Origin of the sequence: Streptomyces sp. VRA16 Mangrove soil, assembly GCF_017377775.1 — a bacterium.
GTDB lineage: Bacteria > Actinomycetota > Actinomycetes > Streptomycetales > Streptomycetaceae > Streptomyces.
Map to the genome: position 1 here is coordinate 49,767 of NZ_JAFVLN010000013.1, position 18,301 is coordinate 68,067.

Below are 18,301 nucleotides of genomic sequence, written 5' to 3' on the forward strand. Positions count from 1 at the left end.
ACCATGTATCCCTGCTCCCCCGGCCCCGCCCACCCGGTCCTTGTGGTCGTCGCCCACGGCAGCCGCGACCCGCGGCACGCCGCGACGGTGCACGCCCTGGTGCGCGAGGTCCGGGCGCAGCGGCCCGACGTCCGGGTGGAGACGGCGTTCCTCGACTTCAACATCCCTGCGGTGCACGGGGTGTTGGAGTCCCTGGCGGCGGAGGGCGTGCGCGATGTCGTGGCGCTCCCGCTGCTGCTCACCCGCGCCTTCCACGCGAAGGCGGACATCCCGGCGGTGCTGCGCGAGGCGCCGCGCGGGATGCGGGTACGGCAGGCGGACGTCCTCGGGCCCGACCCGCTCCTGGTGTCGGCGCTCGAACGCCGCCTGTACGAGGCGGGCCTGACGCCCGCCGACAAGCCCACGACCGGGGTCGTGCTGGCCGCGGCGGGCTCCACCGACCCGGAGGCGGGCGCAGTGATCGCTGAAATCGCGCGGGAGTGGCGGCACACCGGTTGGTGCGCCGTGCGGCCTGCGTTCGCCTCCGCCACTTCTCCCGCGGGGTTCCCCCGTACCGAGGACGCCGTACGGGAACTGCGCGCCCTGGGCTGCGCCCGGGTGGCCGTCGCCCCCTACGTCCTGGCTCCCGGCCGTCTCCCGGACCGGATCGCGCGGGGCGCGGCGGACGCCGACGTCCTCGGCGAGGTGCTCGGCGCGGCTCCCGAGGTGGCCCGGGTGCTCGTGCGGCGCTACGAGGCAGTGGCCGTACGGGAGTTGGTGGCGGTCGGGGCCTGACCGGCACCCTGCCACCCGCCTCCCCCGGGCCGTCGCCGACCTGGTTGGATTCCGCCAAAGGCGACGCCCCTCCTGTGATTGTCTGCTGGGATGGCGCGCGACCGGTGGAGGGGAGAGCCGAAGTGACGTTGGCCCAACTGCACTGCACCGCCGTGCCGCCGGGGTCCGACGGTCCTGCGTTCCGGTTCGCCGCGGTCAGCGAGGAGCTGCCCGACGAGGTGCGCAAGGAGGCCGAGCGGCTCTTCGGCGACACGGCGCCACCATCCGGCTCCTCCCCGCGCGCCGCCCAGCCGGCCGCACCGTCGGGGTCGTTCAGCTGTTCCGCGCTCTTCGACGGCGGTCGTCTCGTCGGCCGCACCGTCCACACCCCCACGCACAGCCGCACCCACGCCGTGCATCTGCCCGCCGGCACGCGCCTTCCGGACGGGGCGCTGCCCATCACCGTGTGGGAGTCGCCCAGTTGGGCCGTGGTCCCGCCGGACGACGGCCGGCCCGCGCCGCTGGAGCGGCTCCAGCCGTCGCGACTGCTGCAGCCGGACGGGCTGGTGGCCTTCGCCGCGGAGCGCGCCGCGCACCTCGGCCCGTTCTTCGCGGACGTACGAGCCGCCGTCGCCGACCCGGACGCGGCCCGGCTGGTCGTCGTGGAGCGGGACAGCGCCGACGTCGCCCGCTGGATCGCGCTGGCCTGCGCGGTGCTGCCGCGCGAGCAGGCGCACCGGCTGACGTTCACCACGTACGCGCGCAGTCCGCACCGGGCCGGGCAGCAGATCGTCGGGGCGCTTCCCGGGACCGAACTGCCCGTCGACGACCCGCGCTACCGGGTGCACGACCGGACCGCCGCCACGGCGCCCGGGGCGACCGCCGACACCTGGGCGGATCTGTGCGCCCGGATCTGGATCGCGGGGGCTCCCCGGCTGTTCGTGGACGCCGCACACGACCTGGGCACGCTCGCGGCGCGGGCCCTCGCCGCCGGGATCGGTCTGCGCACGGATGCCCGGGTAGCGGCGGCCGACTGGCTGTGCGAGGAGGCCGGTTCGCTCTCCGCCGACGCGCTGCACACCATGGTGACGGCGCTGTGCGCGGCTCCTCCGGCCGCCGAGCCGTCGGCCGAGCACGCGCACGCCGCCGCTCTCGCCGCGCTGTTCACCGCGCTGGACGGCCGGGTCCCCGCGCGCACCTCCGGGCCGCTGGCCGCGCGTGTGCTGCGTGCCGCCCTGCGCGACGGCGCGCTTCCGGTGCCGCGGGTGGCGGCGGCCGGGCTGCCCGGCGAGGAGCGGCAGCGGCTCCGGTACGAGCTGGCCCGTCCGCTGCGGGAGGGCATCGGCGACCCCGAACTCGCCTCGCCCGAGCGGGCGTTGACGCTGCTGCGCATCGCCGACCAGCTGGACGTCGACTGTGCCCATCTGCTGCCCGAGCTGGCCGGGCGGCTCGCCGTCGAGCTGACGGGCGGGGCCGCGGGCGCCGCGCTCGACGTGCGGGACGCCGTCGCCGGGCACCCGACGCTGCGGACCGCCCTGTTCGGCGCCCTCGACGCACAGGCCGCCGCCCAGCCGGCCGCCGTGGCCGGGGCGCTCATCGGGCGCGGTCTGCCCGTCGACGACGAGCGCGGGTTCCCGCATCTGCGGATGTGCGCGGCCCCGCTGCCGCCCGGCACCGATCGGCTCGACGTCTTCCACGCACTGATCCGGGGCGCGGGTGTCTCGCCGCACGCCGAGCCCCCGGTGCTGCGCACCGCCTGCGCCCTGGTGTGGCCGGCGCAGTTGCCCGACGGCCGGGACGCCGGGCTGCTGCTGAGCGAGTTCGGCTCCGACACGCACCGCGCGGCCGGCACCCGCGATCTGCTCGTCGACGCGGCACTCGCGGCCCCGGCCGACGACCCGCACGCACCGGCTCTCGCGGAACACCTGCTGCGCTCGTTCGCCGGAGAACTGTCACCGCGGCGGCGCGCCGGGCTGCTGCTCCTCCAGTTCACGGGGCTGCTCGGCACGGACGGCGAGGGTGGCGACTGGGTCGGGCGGATCCTGGCGCTGCGCGCCGACGCCGACCCGGCGCCGCCCGCCGTCGTGGACCGCGCCTTCCGGGCCGTCGCCCGCCGCCTCCTCGACGGGCCCGCGCCGCCCGGCGAGCTGTACGACCTGATCCGCTCCGGCGAACCGGAGCTCCTGGAGGCGTACCGGCGCGCGGCCGGCGACCGGACCGTGGCCGACCGGCTGCGGGCCTCGCCCCCGTACATCGCGTACTGCTTCAGCGAGTGGAGCTCGCACAGCGGCACCGACCCGTCCTGGGACGACACCCGCACCGCCCTCCTCGGCAAGGTGCTGCGCCCGGTCGTGAAGGGACTGCCCGCAGCGGACCTGGCCCAGGTGCGCACCTCCCTCGACGCGGCGGGGCGCGGCAAGCTCGACGCCTTCGACGAGTGGCAGCGCCCGGGAAAGCTGGGCCGCTTCGCGGGCCGGCTGACCGGACGGGGGCGGCGCTGAGCCGGTGCGACCCGCGCCGATGTCACCGGCGCCGGGGTGCGCGGCTCAGGCCGAGGCGGCCCTGACCACCTCCACCGTCCGCACGATCCGCTCCAGCAACTGCTCGTCATAGGGCAGGAACGGCAGGGCCCGCGCCTTCGGTCCGCCGTCCGGCAGGGCGATCTCGACCGGTTCGCCGTCGCGGCTGACGCGGCCCGTGGCCAGGTGGACGGTGTGGTCGCCCACGGTCAGGTGGCGGTCGGCGACGTGCACGCCCTCGGTGCCGGCGAGGATGCGGCGCAGGGCGTCGCGGCGCATCCGGGCCTGGGCGCCCAGGGGTTGGGCGTGCACCTGGCGCAGCCGCTGCCACCGGTCCTGGCCGACGTCGTCGGCGTCCCACCAGGCGAACGTGCCGACGGCGACCAGCAGATCGACCGCGCGCAGCGCCTCGGAGCGGACCACCGGGTCGAGCGCGCCGAGGGGCGGGTCGAGGCGGACGCCGCACACGCCGAGCCAGCCCGTCATCCCGGGGTAGACCTTCGCGCCGAGGTGGACGGAGACCCGGGCCGGGCCGAACTCCCTTACCAGCTGGTCGTATTCGATGGACCAGCCCTCGCGCGCCGCGAGGCCGAGGACGGTGCCCGCGTCGAGCAGCGGGCCTTCGAAGAGCGCCGTCTCGGCGCCGGTCTCCCGGGGCGCGTACTGCTCCCGGAAGACCTGGCGCAGGGGCTGGCGCAGGGCGAGGGTCATGATGCGGTCGCGCCAGGCGGAGCGCTCGGCGGGGTCGGTGGTGCGGGCGGGGTGCCAGAGCCGGACCGCGGCGGAGGGGTCGGCGTCGGGCAGCCCGTCCCCGTCGGCGGGCAGGAAGGCGTGCCAGACGCCCGGGGTCCGCTCGATCTCCCAGACGAGGCGCCGGGTCACGGCGCGGGCCACCGGGTGCTCGGCCAGCTCGGCGCGCCAACGCCCGTACCGGTACGTGGTGTCGAGGACGAAGCCGGACTCCAGGGCGAGGGTCAGCGTGCGCCGCTGGGTGCGGAGCTGTCCGACGAGGGCGCGGGCCGCCGCCAGCTCGTCGGGGTGGTCGCGGCGGGCCACGGCCGGGGTGCCGCGCAGGGCGGTGCCGTCGTCGGCGCGCTCCCAGGTGAGGACGGGGCCCTCGTCGGCGGTGACGTCGACCACGGCCACGTACGGTCCGACGGGCAGGCGCCTGCGGCCCGTCGAAACGTCGATGCCCAGGTCCGGGAGGCGCAGCGCCACCTCGGGGCGCTTGCCGAGGTTCTTCTCGGCGCGGCGCAGGATGCGGTCCAGCTTCTTGGTGACGCCGGCGTGCCGGACGAGGCGGCGGGCCTCGCGCAGGGCGTCCACCGCCTCCGGGGTGGGCAGTTCCTCCACGGTCTGGGCGAGCGCGATGCAGACGCTCTGCGAGGGGAGGGTTTTGGCGGGTGTGGGAGCGACGGTCACCTTGGGGAGGATCTCGGCGAGGAGGCCGCCCGCCCAGGGTTCGTCGCGGCGCAGGGCGAGGCAGGTCGCGCGGCGCAGGGTCTCGGCGTCCGGGCCCGCGAACGTCGTGTCCGCCGCGTACTCCACCTCCCCGCGGTGCAGCGCGGCGAGGTGCGCCGCCGCCTCGGTCATGACGCGGCGGGCGCCCTCCACGTACCACGCCTGGTCGTCCGCGGCCTGCGCGCTGTCCGGCAGCCGGGGCCAGGCCGACAGATGCGTCCAGCGCAGGTCCTCGGCGAGCAGGGCCCGCTCCCGCACCCCCGTGGCGATGAGCGCTTCGCAGGCGATTCGGGTGAGCGGCCGGTCGGCGAGGGCCGCGCGCAGGGTCGCCGCCGCCTCCGCCTCGCTCGCCGGTCCCGCGAGACCGGCGACGGCGAGCAGCTCCGCCTCGCGCCCGAGCGCCGCACCGCCGTCGAGCGCGGCGCGCACGAGCACGGTGGCGGGCCCGGCGAGCGCGGAGACGTCCCACGGCTCGGCGCAGCGCAGCAGCGCGGCGGCGGCGAGGGTCACATCGGTCCGCTTGGGCCGCTCGGCGAGGACGGCGAACAGCTCGGCGCAGGTCGCGGCCGTGAACTCGGGTGCGCCGCCCTCCTGTTGCACGGCGCGCGCGAGCCAGTGCAGCGGGTCCGGGCTCTCCTCGTCCGCGATCACCCGGTGCACCAGCGGCAGCAGCGCCCCGAGCTCCGCCGGGGTGAGCCGGCGGATCTCGTCGAGTCCGGGCAGGAACCGCCGGTCGGACGGCGGCGGTCCGGTCAGCGCGGCCCGCAGCCTGCGGACGTGGGGCGTCGGTTCGGTCATGGTCCCGAAGGTAACGGGAGGGTCTGACAACGCGCCTGACCCGCGATCACGTCTCCCCGCGCGCCCGTCTCAGCCGCACAGCCGCTCCCCCAGTGCACTGCGGGCGTACCGGACGCTGCGCCCGCTGCGGGTGCGGGTCAGCAGTCCGGCGTCGTAGAGGATCGACAGGTGCTGGCTGACGGCGCCCGGCGTGACGTCGAGGCGGTGCGCGAGCTCCGTCGTGGAGGCGGGCTCGGCGAGCAGCCTCAGCAGCCGGGCGCGGGCGGCGCCGAGGAGGCGGGTGAGGGAGGCGTCGGAGGCCGGGGGCGGGGTCTCGGAGATCGTGGCGCGACCGCGGGCCGGATAGCTGAGCAGCGGCGGCAGTCCGGGGTCGATCATGGTGTGGGCGCCGTGGCAGAACACCGTCGGCACGAGGACCAGGCCCCGGCCGCCGATGCGGATGTCGGCCGCGGGCCACGGGTGGCAGTTGTCCGACGCGACGAGGGTGAGCACCTCGCCGTCCCAGCTCAGACGTCCGTCGAGGCTGGTGAACAGGCCGCCCACGCCGTGCTCGGCGAGCACCTTGCCGCGGTGGGTGAGGTCCGCTTCGAGGACCGACTGGACGCGCGGCCACCAGTCGTCGGCCAGGCACTCGTGCCAGTACGCGTCGAGGGCCTCGGCGATGCGGTGCCGGAACGCCGCCGGGTGGGCGAGCCCCGCGCGCACCACCGGCGGCAGCCGGTCCGGTGTCGTGTCGTAGGCGGCCGTGAAGTCGGCTTCCAGGAGGTGCGGCGGGACGTCGCGGATCCGGTCCAGCTGCTGCGCGAAGGTGGGGCGCGGGCGGTCGGGGCGCGGGGTGAGGTAGTCGGGGATCCACAGGTGCGGGCTGATCAGCGCGCGGAGGAGTTCGGTGTCCTGACGACGGAAGGCCGGGCCGAGGCGGCGCAGCCAGGGCCGCTGGTGCGGGTAGCGCGCGGGTTCGCGCCAGGCGCGCAGCGAGTACACGGCCTCCTGGAGCGGCGAGTACGCGAACGACGTACGGGCCAGGTCCCCCATGACGAAGCGGAACTCGATCACGGCGCCCCCTCCGCCTCCACCCGGCTCACATACTGGTCTCCCTTTAGCCGCACGCTAAAGGAATGCCGCGACGACCGGAACCGCGTTTCGCTATGGCCATGACCACATCACCCGCCGTCACCCCGGCGGCGCCCGCGCCCGCCACCACCCGGTTCGCGGGTCTGCTCCCGACGGACGACCTGCTGCGCAGGCTGTCCCTGTTCACGCTGCTCAACGCCTTCGGGCGCGGTCTCTTCTTCCCTGTCAGCGTGCTGTACTTCACTCGGGTCATCGGCCTCAGCGCCACGTCGGTGGGGCTCGGGCTCACCGTGGCCGGGCTCTTCGGCATCGCGGCGGGCGTCCCTGCCGGACGTGCCTCGGACCTGTGGGGGCGACGGCCGGTCCTCGGCGTGCTGTGGGTCGGGTGCGGCGCGGCTCTGGCGGCGTACACGGTGATCGGTTCGTACGCCGCGTTCCTCGTCACGGCGATCGCCTACGCGGCGCTGTGCCAGGGCAGCATGGGGGTGCGCAACGCCTTGTACGCCGATGTGCTTCCCGCCGGGGCCCGCGTCGAGGGCCGCGCGCATCTGCGCATGGTGACGAACGTGGGCATGGGCGTCGGCGGTGTCTTCGGCGCGCTGGCCCTGCAGGTGGACAGCAGGGCCGGGTACACGGTGCTGATCCTGGTGGACGCCGTGATGTTCATGGCCTCCGCCGCGCTGGTGCTGCGGCTGCCCGAAAGCACCGGGCGCAGCAGCACCGTCGCCGCCCCGGCGGGCAGTCGCTGGCGTGCGGTGCGGGATCTGCCGTTCCTCGCCGTGACCTTCCTCAACGCCGTACTCGCCCTGCAGTACAGCCTGTTGGAGGTGGGTCTGCCGCTGTGGATCGCCCAGCACACCGAGGCGCCCCGCTGGTCGGCGGCCCTGATCATGGTCCTCAACTGTGTGCTCGTGGCGCTGTTCCAGGTGCGGGCGACCCGGGGGGTGGAGGATCTGCCGGGTGCGGTGCGGGCGATGCGCCGGGCGGGTCTGCTGCTCGCGCTGTCGTGCGCGGTGTTCGCGGCGACCGCGGGGCTCTCGCCCTGGTGGGCACTGGGTGTCCTGGTGGTCGGTGCCGTGGTGCAGGTGCTCGCCGAGGTGCTGTCGGCCGCGGGCGGCTGGACCGTCGGGTACGGGCTCGCCGACTCCCGTGCGCAGGGCGTGTACCAGGGCGTGTTCAACTCCGGCCAGGCCGCGGCCACCATGGCCGCCCCGGCGCTGGTCACCGCCACCGCCATCCGGCACGGCGCCACCGGCTGGGTGATCCTCGCCGCCCTGTTCGTGGTGGCCGGTCTGGGCGTCGGCCCCGCCGTGCGCTGGGCGCGGCGGGACGGCGAGTGGCGCGGCGAGTGACCGCCCGGGTCAGCTGAAGTCGAGGCCCCCGGTGCGGGTCCGCTTCAGTTCGAAGAAGTCGGGCTCTGCGGCGAGCACCCGGAAACTGTCGAAGAGCCGGACGGCCCGCTCACCGCGCGGGACGGCCCGCAGCACGGGCCCGAACCACACCGTCCCGTCGACGTGGAGGGTGGGCGTGCCGACGTAGCCGTCCGAGTCGGGCTCCTTGCCGGCGTCGTGGCTGCGGCGCACCGCGTCGTCGTACGAGGCGTCGTGCGCGGCGGCGGCGAGTTCGGCGGGCAGTTTGAGTTCGGCGAGGGCTTCGGCGATCACGGCGTCGAAGTCCTCCGTCTTCTTCTCGTGGATGCGGGTGCCGAACGCGGTGTAGAGGTCGCGCAGCACCCCGTCGCCGTGCTGCTCGGCGGCGGCCACGGCGACCCGCACCGGGCCGATCGACTTGTCGACGAGTTCCCGGTACCAGTCCGGGAGTTCGTTGCCGATGTTGTGCAGGTACAGGCTCATGGGCCGGAAGCGGAGGTCGAGCGGGCGTTCGCGCTCGACCTCCAGGATCCAGCGGGAGGTGATCCAGGCGAAGGGACAGGCGGGGTCGAAGTAGAAGTCGACGCGAGGTGTCATGCCTGAGAAGGTAGCCGCCAGGTGGCCCTGGGTCCTGGTCCATTTCCGGGCGGTTCCCCTGGGCCAATCAGCGGGTCGGCCTCGGCCCTCACCGGGGGTCCCGTCCGCTGAGCGCCAGCGCCCGCTCGTACACCGAAGCGCCGTCGTCGAGCGCGACGGGGTCGGCGAAGCCCTCGTACTGCCGGTACAGCTCGGCGTTCTTCCCGACGACGTGCAGGAGCAGTGCGGCGGCGCCGTCCGAGACGCGGAACTCCTCGCCGACGGCGTGGGCCACGTCCCAGCCGTGCAGGACGAGTTCGGCCCACAGCAGCGTGGCGACCTCGGGTGCGGGCTGCCGGGCGAACCCGAGGTCGATCTCGCCGTCCCAGACGGCCGGCCGGGACCAGGCGGCGACGCCCTGCTCCAGCTGGGCGGCGTACCGGTCGGCCCAGTCGGCCTCGGCGGTGAAGTCGCGGGTGGCGAGGTCGTCCGGGTACGCCTCGCGGCGGGCCCGGTGGACCATGCCGTGCGCGGTGTAGGCGACCCAGTGGTTGACGAGGGTGCGCACGTCCCAGTCGCCGCAGCCGGACGCCGCGTCGAGCCGGTCGGGCTTGACGGCCGCCGCGACACGGGCCGCCTCGCCGGCGCATTCGGTCAGGTACGGATACACGGTGTCCATGCGTTCTTCCATGGCCACGACGGTACGAGCCGGCGCACCCGTCCTTCTTGAAGAAACGCGACAGGCCGGCGCTTCGCCCGGCTACCGCCCCGCCACACGCGCGTCGACGGCCGCCACCAGGTCCGCGATCGGGGTCGCGCCCGCCGGACGGCCCTGCGCGGCCGCCGCGTTGGCCCGTTCCTGGAGGACGTCGTTGACCGGGGTCGGCACTCCGTGGAGCCGCCCGAGCAGGCCGATCTCACCGTTGAGGTAGTCGACCTCGACGCTGCCCGCGCCCCGGTCGAGGGACTGCCAGGTGGAGCCGCCGCCGCGCGGTGAGCCGTCGAAGGGCTCGAAGCGGATGCGGTCGGCGCGCTCCTTCTTCTCCTCCTCCTGGCCGGTGTACGCGATCCCGGCGGCGGCGAGCACGGCCTCGCCCTCGGCGCGGGCCCGGCGGAACAGGGCGATGCCCTGCTCGTCGGTGAGCACGCCGGAGATCGCCTCGACGGCGTTGGCGAGGTTCGCGAGGAGTTTGGCGTACTTCCAGCGCAGCACGTCGTCGACGACGGGCGCGGCGAGCGGCCCGCGCTCCAGGTCGGCGCCGATCGCGCGGGCCGTGTCGTCGCTTCCGGCCGGGTAGCGGCCGAGGTGCAGGATGCCGGTGAGCGGGGTGCCGGCGGCGCGCACGACGCCGGGTTCGACGAAGGTGGCGGGCAGCCAGACACACATCGCGTACACACGCTGGAAGGTGCGCAGCGCGATCCGCTCGCTCTCGACGCCGTTCTGCGCGCACACCAGCGGCAGCCGCCGCGCCGCGGTGCCGCCGCCCTCGACGGCGGCGGCGCCCCAGGCGGCCAGGGCCGCAGCGCTGTCCTGGGTCTTCACGCAGAGCACGAGGACGTCGTCGGCGCGCAGGGTGCCGAGCGCGCCGGGCCCGTCGGCCACGGGCAGCCGGTGCACGTACGTGCCGTCCGGCGCCTCGAACCTGAGCCCGTTGTCGCGCAGCGCCGCGTACTGCTTGCCCCGCGCCACGAGGACGACGTCCTGTCCGGACTGCGCGAGCCGGGCCCCGATGGCGCCCCCGACCGCTCCTGCTCCGATGATGAGATAGCGCATGCCGTCGAGCCTTTCACGAAAGCGTGCAGTGGCCATCGACCGTCCCGTTGCGATCCTGCAAACTCTCCCCTCACGCGGCGGTGTCGGTGCCATCGGTTACGGTCACCCCATGAGCCACCCCGCGCCGCAGCCGGCCTTCGCCATCGGATCCGACCTGCCCGTGCGCCGTCTCGGGTACGGCACCGTGCATCTGACGGGGCACGGCGCCTGGGGCCCGCGCGGCACCGACGCGGACGCGAGCAGCGTGCTGCGCCGGGCCGTCGAGCTCGGGGTGACACTGATCGACACGGCCGACAACTACGGTCCGGGGATCGCGGAGGAGCGGGTCGCCGCGGCCCTGCACCCGTACGCCGAGGGTCTGGTGATCGCCACCAAGGGCGGTGTCGTACGCACGTCGGCCGACGCCTGGCACATCGAGGGGCGGCCCGACCGGCTGCGGGCGATGTGCGAGGCGAGCCTGCGCCGGCTGCGGGTCGACCGGATCGACCTGTACCAGCTGCACCGCTTCGATCCGGACGTGCCGGCGGCCGAACAGCTGGGGGCGCTGCGGGAGTTGCGGGACGAGGGGAAGATCCGGCACGTGGGGCTCGACTCGGTGCGGGCCGAGCAGCTCCAGGAGGCCCTGGATCTCGGCATCGTGCCGATCGTCTCGGTCCAGAACCGCTACAACGTCCTGGACCGGGTCTCGGAGCCGCTGTTGAAGCTGTGCGAGGCGCACGGGATCGCGTTCCTGCCCTGGTTCCCGCTGGGCAACGGCACGCTGACCGGCCATCCGGCGCTCACGGAGATCGCGGCGGCGCACGGGGCGACCCCGTCGCAGGTCGCGCTCGCCTGGCTGCTGCACCACTCCCCCGTGCTGTGCCCGACGCCGGGCACGGGGTCGGTGGCGCATCTGGAGGAGAACGTGGCGGCGGCGCGACTCCGGCTGACGGACGAGGACTTGGTCCGGCTCGACGCGCTCACGGCCGCGGACGTGTGAGCTCCACCAGTTTGACGACGGTGTTCCAGTTGCGGCTCGTCGCGATCAGCCCCTTGTTGACGCCGGAGCGGGACAGCTGCTCGGCGAGCTTGGAGCGGCCGAGTCCGTCGGGGACGTAGAGGTAGAGGGCGCGGTCGCCGATGCGGAAGTCCTCGGGGGCGTACGCGGGCAGGTCGATGTGCGCGTACCGCTCCGCGTCGACCTGCCGCGACAGGTACGTGACGTGCAGCTGCTTGCCCTCCAGCTCGGCGGCGGGGAACGGGCAGGCGTCCATGACCGCCTTCAGGTAGGCGTGGTCGCGCACGAGGACGTCGACGGCGAAGCCGAAGGTGTCGGCGATGGCCCGCTCGACGGCGGCGGCGTGCCCGGCCTCGTCGCCTCCGTCGGCGGCGAAGGTGACGTTGCCGCTCTGCAGGTACGTCGTCACGTCGGCGTACCCCAAGTCCTCGACGAGAGAACGCAGTTGCGCCATGGGGACCTTCTTGTTGCCGCCCACGTTGATGCCGCGCAGCAAGGCTGCGAACCTCACGTATCGGGTGATCGTCATGCGGACACGATAAGGCGGCCGTCGTGCCCCGTGGGGGTGGGCACGACGGCCGCCGGTCGAGGCGACCCCGGGGGTCTATTCGACGATCTTGAGGAGCTTGTTCGGGGTGCCGTCGGACGCGTTCTTGATGGCGTCGGCGGTGGCCCCGTCGGTGAGCGCCTTGGCGACGTCGGCCGGGGCCGCGTCCGGGTGCCCGCCCAGGTAGACGGCGGCGGCGCCGACGACGTGCGGGGTCGCCATCGACGTACCGGAGATGGTGTTGGTGGCGTCGTCGCCGGTGTTCCAGTCGGACGTGATGTCCGAGCCGGGGGCGTAGAGGTCCACCAGTGAGCCGTAGTTGGAGAAGTCGGACTGCTCGTCGTCCTTGGTGGAGGAGGCGACGGTGATGGCCTCGGGGACGCGGGCGGGGCTGGACTGGGAGGCGTCCGCCGACTCGTTGCCCGCCGCGACCGCGTAGGTGACGCCGGAGGCTATGGACTTCTTGACCGCCGCATCCAGCGCCTCGTCCACGCCGCCGCCGAGCGACATGTTGGCGACGGAGGGGCCCGAGTGGTGCTCGGTGACCCAGTCGATGCCCGCGACGACCTGCTCGGTGGTGCCGGAGCCCTGGTCGTCGAGGACGCGGACGGCGACGATCTTCGCCTTCTTGGCGACGCCGTGCGCCGTACCGGCGATGGTGCCGGCGACGTGTGTGCCGTGCCCGTTGCCGTCGTCGGCGCTGTCGTCGTTGTCGACGGCGTCGAAGCCGTAGGAGGCACGGCCGCCGAAGTCGCTGTGGCTGATGCGGACGCCGGTGTCGATGACGTACGCGGTCACGCCCTCGCCCGCGCTGTCGGGGTAGGTGTACGTGCCGTCGCCGGCGGTCTCGGTCTGGTCGATGCGGTCCAGGCCCCATGACGGCGGGTCGGCCTGGGTGGCGTCGATGTGGAACTTCTTGTTCTGGACGACCTTCGCGACGGAGGTGTCGGCGGCGAGCCGCTTGGCCTCGGTCTCCGAAAGGCCGTTCACCGAGAAGCCGTTGACGGCCGAGGTGTAGTTCCGCCTGAGGGTGCCGCCGTACTCCTTGGCCAGGTCCTTCTTGGCGGTGGTGTTCGCCTTCTGGTCGAGCAGCACGATGTAGCTGCCGGAGACGGCGCCCTTGGCGTCGAGTCCGTAGACCGTGCCTTCGGTGGGGGCGGCGTCGGCGAAGCCGCCGGTGAGAACGGTGACGCCGACGGCGGTCACCGCCGTGGCTGTCGCGGCGGTCAGTTTCATCGAGCGCGCACGCTTGTGGAGTGCCATGAAGAGTGAACTCCTCGTGGTTCATGTGTGGGGGGATTTACTGCGCCCCCCGTCGATCTCCGGAAGATGTCCGGGGGTTGAGACGAAACCCTGACCGATTGACGCGACCAGATCAAGGTCTACATACAGCTGTGACTTGTTCAACAAGGTTTCGTAATAACAAATCCGGCAGAACACCACACTCGCCCCCGCACGGCTCAACCCCTCATAGATGTAAGGGGCTTCGGTCATCCTCGATGCCGACCTCGCGCCCGCCCACTTCACCGGGCAGCACGACGACCCGTCCTTATCCCGCCCCTACCTTCGAATCCGGAGGTGACCTCATGGCGAGGAACGGGGAACGGCAGGGGGCCCGGGTACGCGGCTTCGCGGCGCGGGCCGGCGGATGGAGCGCCCGGCACCGATGGGCGGCGGTGGGAATCTGGGTGCTGTTCGTCGTGCTGGCGATGGGCATCGGGAACGCGGCGGGACGCGTCGACGTCAAGGACAGCGACCAGCTCAGCGGCGAGACCAGCCAGGCCGCACGGATCATCGACGACGCGGGCATCGACGAACCCGCGGGCGAGACCGTTCTCGTCCAGGCCAGGAACGGTGAACTCCCCGCCACTGCACCGGAGTTCAAGAAGGCGGTCGCGGACGTCATCCAGGCCGTCGAGGGCACCGGCGCGGTGACGAACGTGCGCTCGCCGTACGCCGCGCAGGCCCAGACGGTCTCGAAGGACGGCCGCACCGCGCTCGTCCAGTTCGACATGCGCGGCGACCCCGAAACGGCGGCCGACCGGGTCGCACCGGTCCAGAAGGCCGTCGAGGGTGTCGCCCGTGACCACGGCTCGCTGCGGATCGAGGAGATCGGCGCGGCGAGCATGAACAAGACGTTCGACGACGCGTTCGGCGACGACTTCCAGCGCGCCGAGTACTCGGCCGTCCCGGTGGCGCTCGGCATCCTGCTGATCGCGTTCGGCGCGCTCGTCGCGGCGCTGCTCCCGGTGGCCCTGGCCGTCACCGCGATCATGGCGACGATGGGCCTGATGGGCATCGTCAGCCACCTCCAGCCGATGAGCGACACCGCCAACTCGGTGATGCTGCTGGTGGGGTTGGCGGTCGGCGTCGACTACTGCCTCTTCTATCTGCGCCGTGAGCGCGAGGAGCGGATGAAGGGCCGTGACGCGCGCTCCGCGCTGCAGATCGCGGCGGCCACCAGCGGCCGGGCGATCATCGTCTCCGGTGTCACGGTGTGCGTGGCGATGGCGGGCATGCTCTTCACCGGGCTCGCCGAGTTCCAGGCGATGGGGCTCGCCTCCCTGATGGTGGTGGCGGTCGCGATGGTCGGCTCGGTGACCGTGCTGCCCGCTCTGCTCTCGCTGCTCGGCGAGCGGGTGGAGAAGGGCCGCATCCCGTTCCTGCACCCGGACAAGCGGCGCGGCGCCAAGAACGGCGGCCGGGCGAACGGTGACGTGGATCGGGGCAGCCGGTTCTGGAGCCGGGTGCTGTCCGTCGTGCTGAAGCGGCCCGGCGTCTCGGTGGCCGTCGCGGTCGTCGCGCTGCTCGCGGTCGCCTCGCCCGCGCTCGGCATGAAGACCCAGAACCTCACCCTGGACCAGGAGTTCGGGAACTCGCTGCCGATCGTGGCGACGTACGACCGGGTCAACGAGGCGTTCCCGGGCGGTTCCGAGCCGGCCGAGGTCGTCGTCAAGGCCCACGACATCAACGCGGCCGACGTGCGCTCCGCGATCGCCGACTTCCGTGCGCAGGCGGTGCGTTCGGGTGCCTCGCGCGGCCCGGTCGAGGTGACGGTGCACGCGCAGCAGAACGTCGCGTTCATCGACGTACCGCTCGTCGGCGGCTCCGACCAGGGCAAGGCGGAGAAGAGCCTCGCACTGCTGCGCGACCACGTGCGGCCGGACACGCTCGGCAAGGTCGACGGGGTCGAGGCGCCGGTCACCGGTCAGGTCGCGGGGTCGAAGGACTTCAACGACCAGATCGTCGGCTCCGTCGTCCCGGTCTTCGCCTTCGTCGTCGTCTTCGCGTTCCTGCTGATGCTGCTCTCGTTCCGCTCGCTGACCGTGGCGATCACCTCGATCGTCCTCAACCTGCTCTCGGTGGGCGCCGCCTACGGGATTCTCGTCGCCGTCTTCCAGCACGGCTGGGGCGCGTCGCTGGTCGGCGCTGAGGGGGTCGGCGCGATCATCTCCTGGCTGCCGCTGTTCCTCTTCGTGATCCTGTTCGGGCTCTCGATGGACTACCACGTGTTCGTGGTGTCGCGGATCAAGGAGGCGCGGCTTCAGGGACGTACGAACACGGACGCGATCCGGCACGGTGTCGTCACGACCGCGGGCGTGGTCACCAGCGCCGCCGTGATCATGGTCGCCGTCTTCTCGATCTTCGGGACGCTGTCCATGCAGTCGATGAAGCAGATGGGCGTGGGTCTGGCCGCCGCCGTCCTGATCGACGCCACCGTCATCCGGGGCGTGCTGCTCCCGGCCGTGATGGCGCTGCTCGGCGAGCGCAACTGGTACCTGCCGACGTGGCTGCGCCGGATGCCGGACCTCACGCACGACGAGGCGGTGCTGCCGGAGCCCGCCCCGTCGCAGGAACCCAAGGGGGGCGAGGAGCTGCGCGTCTGACGGCTCCTCACCCCTGGCAGGCCCGGGTCGGCCTGTCCGCCGGTCGCGTCACGCGGCGGTGGACAGGCCTTCCCTCTGCTGCTCGTCCGCCTCGAAGGCGTCGAGCGTGCGGCCGAAGTCACGCGTGGACAGCAGCAGCTTGTAGACGATGGCGAGCTCGAAGACGAGCAGCAGCGCGCCCGCCACGACGGTGGCGCCGATCACCTGGTCGAGCAGGGGCCCGACGATGAAGACGGCCATCTGGAACTCGATGCCGCTCACCAGGTGGGTACGGATCCGGTGGCGCAGCAGGAAGGAGCGCAGCCGCAGATAGACCGGGAAGCGGCTGCGGAACTCCTGGTGCAGGTCGACGACCTGGGGGCGCTTCTCCGTCTCGGAGGCCGTCTCGGGACCCTCCTCGGCGGTGACGTCCTCCTCCGCCGTCGCGGCTGCCGCCGCTCCGCCCAAATCCTGCTCGATGTCGGCGGACGGGTTGGCCCGCAGCAGGTCCTCCATGAACGCGATGCTCTCGGCGTCCTGCGCGCGCCGGGCCGCCCGCACCCTGGCCTTGATCTGCTTGCGCATGGTGTGCCGGGTCTTGAAGATCTCCAGCGAGTTGATGTAGCGCAGCCCGTCGAGGAAGACGACGACCACCGCGAGCCAGATGTAGCGCTCGTCGCCGGTGCGGTGGTACTGCCCGCCCATCAGGGCCACGGCGCACGCCATGACGCGGACGCGGTCGAAGATGTAGTCGAGCCAGGCGCCGAACACGGACCCCTGGCCGGTGAGCCGGGCGACCTTGCCGTCCATGCAGTCGAGGATGAAGCTCAGGTGGTAGACGACGGCTCCGGCGATCAGCCAGCGCCAGTCCCCCATGGCGAAGCAGCCGGCCGCGCCCAGGCCCAGCACGAGGGCGCCCCAGGTGATCTGGTTCGGCGTGATACGCGTCCACCGGGCCGTCAGCCGCACGAGGGGCGTGGCGACCGGGTCGACGAGCAGCACGGTCCACCACGCATCGCGTTTCTTCTGCGTGATCCGGCGTACGTCGGACAACGGCGGTATGTCTCTGGGCATCGGGCGCGCCAACTTTCCGTGGGGCAGAGCATGTTCACCTCACGCTAAGAAAGTGTTCTCACCAAGTTCAAGAAGAGGCCGGCGCAACCTTTGTCCAGGGGTAACGGTCGTACGAGGTAGCCGGGTCAACGGGTATTTCCCGACAACCCGGCGTTACCCGAGCGTTATTCAATTCCCCGCTCGTTATCTCATGCGCACATCTCTTTCACGGTTGCGTGGAACCGATTGCCGCCGCATCACATCAGGGTGGGCAGTTCCGCCTCGATGAGGTCGGCCGCCCTCGGGGTGCCGCCCTCGCCGGCCATCTCCTGCTGGACCGCGGCGAGGCGCCGCGCCACCTCGGGGTCGTCGACGAGCGCGAGCACGGCCTCGCGCAGGACGTCCGCCGTGGCCTCCTCCGTGGGAATGTGCCGGGCGACTCCCAGCGCCTGAAGCATGTCGGCGTTGCCGAACTGGTCGACGGCCTGGGGCACGGCGACCATCGGGGTGGCGGTGGCGAGCCCTTCCTGGCTGCCGCCCGCGCCGGCGTGCGTGATGAAGGCGTCGGCCTGCTTGAGGACCGCGAGCTGCGGGACCCAGTCGCGCACCTCGATGTTGCCGGGGACCGTCCCGAGGTCCTCGGCGGTGACATGCCGGCCGACCTGGAGCACGACGTGCCAGCCCGGCAGGTCGCCGAAAGCCTTGACGCACTCGCGGTAGAACTCCGGCCGGTTGGTGAACGACGAGCCGAGCGAGACGAGCAGCACCCGCTCGGCGCCCTCGGGGCGCTGCCAGTCGCCCTGCGCGGAGCGGTCGCCCTGGCAGGCGCCGACGAAGGTGTACCGCGTCCTGTCCACGCGGTCGGCATTCGGCTGCAGGGCCTCGGGGATGAGCACGAGGGAGCGGGGCGGGCGCCCGACGAAGGGGTCCGGGTGCTCCTCGATCCCGTTGCTCCTGAGCCAGTCGGTGAACTTCGCGTAGTACGCCCGACCGCGCTCGGTCTTCTTCGGCTCCGCCCACAGGGGCTCGGCGACCTCCTCCTCGTAGCCGTCCCAGGCCACGAGGTTCGGCGAGAGGGAGACCGCGGGGACGCCCCAGCGGCGGGCGAGGACGATCGCCGGATACGAGGTGATGTCGTGGATGACCAGGTCGGGCACCCCGACCCCGCCGTCCCCCTCGTACGCGTCGATGAGCTGCGGCAGGGTCTGGATCGCGTCGTCCAGGAAGATCTCGACGTGGTCGAGCAGTTCGCTGCCCCACGCCGACGGGTCGTCGTCGGGGCCCGGCAGCGAGGTGCGGTAGAGGACCGGCTCGGCGCCGGTCTCGGCGACCTTCCCCTCGAAGAGGTGCGGGATCGCGTACGTGACGCGGTGCCCACGGGCGACGAGCTCCCGGATCACTTCCAGACTCGGGTTCACGTGCCCGTGGGCCGCGATGGAGAACATGGCGATGTGGGCACGGCGGCCCTGCTGGGGGGTTTCCGGGTGCGTCATGCCCTCACCGTAAACGAGAC

Annotated in this window: 14 protein-coding genes; 5 read left to right on the plus strand and 9 right to left on the minus strand. The window is 73.0% G+C overall.

The genetic code is table 11. The features are described from left to right. Positions 1-3: 3 nt before the first annotated feature. Both J3486_RS30060 and J3486_RS30065 read left to right on the plus strand, forming a co-directional pair. Positions 4-774: a sirohydrochlorin chelatase gene (locus J3486_RS30060; RefSeq protein WP_207825924.1), complete on the plus strand. Its 771-nt coding sequence runs from the start codon at positions 4-6 to the stop codon at positions 772-774. Between the two features lie 122 nt (positions 775-896). Continuing rightward, positions 897-3,254, plus strand: coding sequence for a GTPase-associated protein 1-related protein (locus J3486_RS30065; RefSeq protein ID WP_207825928.1), 2,358 nt, complete (start codon positions 897-899; stop codon positions 3,252-3,254). Positions 3,255-3,299: 45 nt separating this feature from the next. Here the strand turns inward: J3486_RS30065 and J3486_RS30070 are convergent, their stop codons facing one another. Then, a complete protein-coding gene (locus J3486_RS30070; RefSeq protein WP_207825931.1) occupies positions 3,300-5,531 on the minus strand; it encodes a DUF4132 domain-containing protein in 2,232 nt (743 codons plus the stop codon). 69 nt (positions 5,532-5,600) lie between these two features. Then, positions 5,601-6,587 (minus strand): DUF5937 family protein, encoded by a 987-nt coding sequence (locus J3486_RS30075; protein WP_207825932.1) that lies wholly within the window; start codon positions 6,585-6,587, stop codon positions 5,601-5,603. 98 nt (positions 6,588-6,685) lie between these two features. Between J3486_RS30075 and J3486_RS30080 the strand changes: the two genes are divergently transcribed. Next, a complete protein-coding gene (locus J3486_RS30080) occupies positions 6,686-7,957 on the plus strand; it encodes an MFS transporter (RefSeq protein WP_207825935.1) in 1,272 nt (423 codons plus the stop codon). 9 nt (positions 7,958-7,966) lie between these two features. Here the strand turns inward: J3486_RS30080 and J3486_RS30085 are convergent, their stop codons facing one another. From J3486_RS30085 to J3486_RS30095, 3 genes are all read right to left on the minus strand, one after another. Next, entirely contained in the window at positions 7,967-8,572 is a 606-nt protein-coding gene (locus J3486_RS30085; protein WP_207825944.1) for a DsbA family protein, read from the minus strand. Between the two features lie 88 nt (positions 8,573-8,660). Continuing rightward, the gene (locus J3486_RS30090) at positions 8,661-9,242 is read right to left on the minus strand and encodes a TIGR03086 family metal-binding protein (RefSeq protein ID WP_229378845.1); all 582 of its coding nucleotides are present in this window, start codon (positions 9,240-9,242) and stop codon (positions 8,661-8,663) included. Positions 9,243-9,311: 69 nt separating this feature from the next. Next, positions 9,312-10,325: a ketopantoate reductase family protein gene (locus tag J3486_RS30095; protein ID WP_207825946.1), complete on the minus strand. Its 1,014-nt coding sequence runs from the start codon at positions 10,323-10,325 to the stop codon at positions 9,312-9,314. Positions 10,326-10,434: 109 nt separating this feature from the next. Between J3486_RS30095 and J3486_RS30100 the strand changes: the two genes are divergently transcribed. After that, entirely contained in the window at positions 10,435-11,304 is an 870-nt protein-coding gene (locus J3486_RS30100; RefSeq protein ID WP_207825948.1) for an aldo/keto reductase, read from the plus strand. On the opposite strand, the gene J3486_RS30105 is transcribed toward J3486_RS30100, so the two are convergent. Both J3486_RS30105 and J3486_RS30110 read right to left on the minus strand, forming a co-directional pair. Beyond that, the gene (locus J3486_RS30105; protein WP_207825950.1) at positions 11,285-11,851 is read right to left on the minus strand and encodes a DUF1697 domain-containing protein; all 567 of its coding nucleotides are present in this window, start codon (positions 11,849-11,851) and stop codon (positions 11,285-11,287) included. The genes J3486_RS30100 and J3486_RS30105 overlap by 20 nt on opposite strands. A 75-nt stretch (positions 11,852-11,926) precedes the next feature. Then, complete coding sequence (locus tag J3486_RS30110) at positions 11,927-13,132, minus strand: S8 family peptidase (protein WP_207825952.1); 1,206 nt, start codon at positions 13,130-13,132, stop codon at positions 11,927-11,929. A 323-nt stretch (positions 13,133-13,455) separates the two neighbouring features. Between J3486_RS30110 and J3486_RS30115 the strand changes: the two genes are divergently transcribed. Then, the gene (locus tag J3486_RS30115) at positions 13,456-15,756 is read left to right on the plus strand and encodes an MMPL family transporter (protein ID WP_207825954.1); all 2,301 of its coding nucleotides are present in this window, start codon (positions 13,456-13,458) and stop codon (positions 15,754-15,756) included. Positions 15,757-15,804: 48 nt separating this feature from the next. On the opposite strand, the gene J3486_RS30120 is transcribed toward J3486_RS30115, so the two are convergent. Next, positions 15,805-16,809, minus strand: coding sequence for a CDP-alcohol phosphatidyltransferase family protein (locus tag J3486_RS30120; RefSeq protein ID WP_207825955.1), 1,005 nt, complete (start codon positions 16,807-16,809; stop codon positions 15,805-15,807). Positions 16,810-17,045: 236 nt separating this feature from the next. Then, the gene (mgt, locus tag J3486_RS30125) at positions 17,046-18,281 is read right to left on the minus strand and encodes a macrolide-inactivating glycosyltransferase (RefSeq protein ID WP_207825957.1); all 1,236 of its coding nucleotides are present in this window, start codon (positions 18,279-18,281) and stop codon (positions 17,046-17,048) included. Between the last annotated feature and the right edge of the window lie 20 nt (positions 18,282-18,301).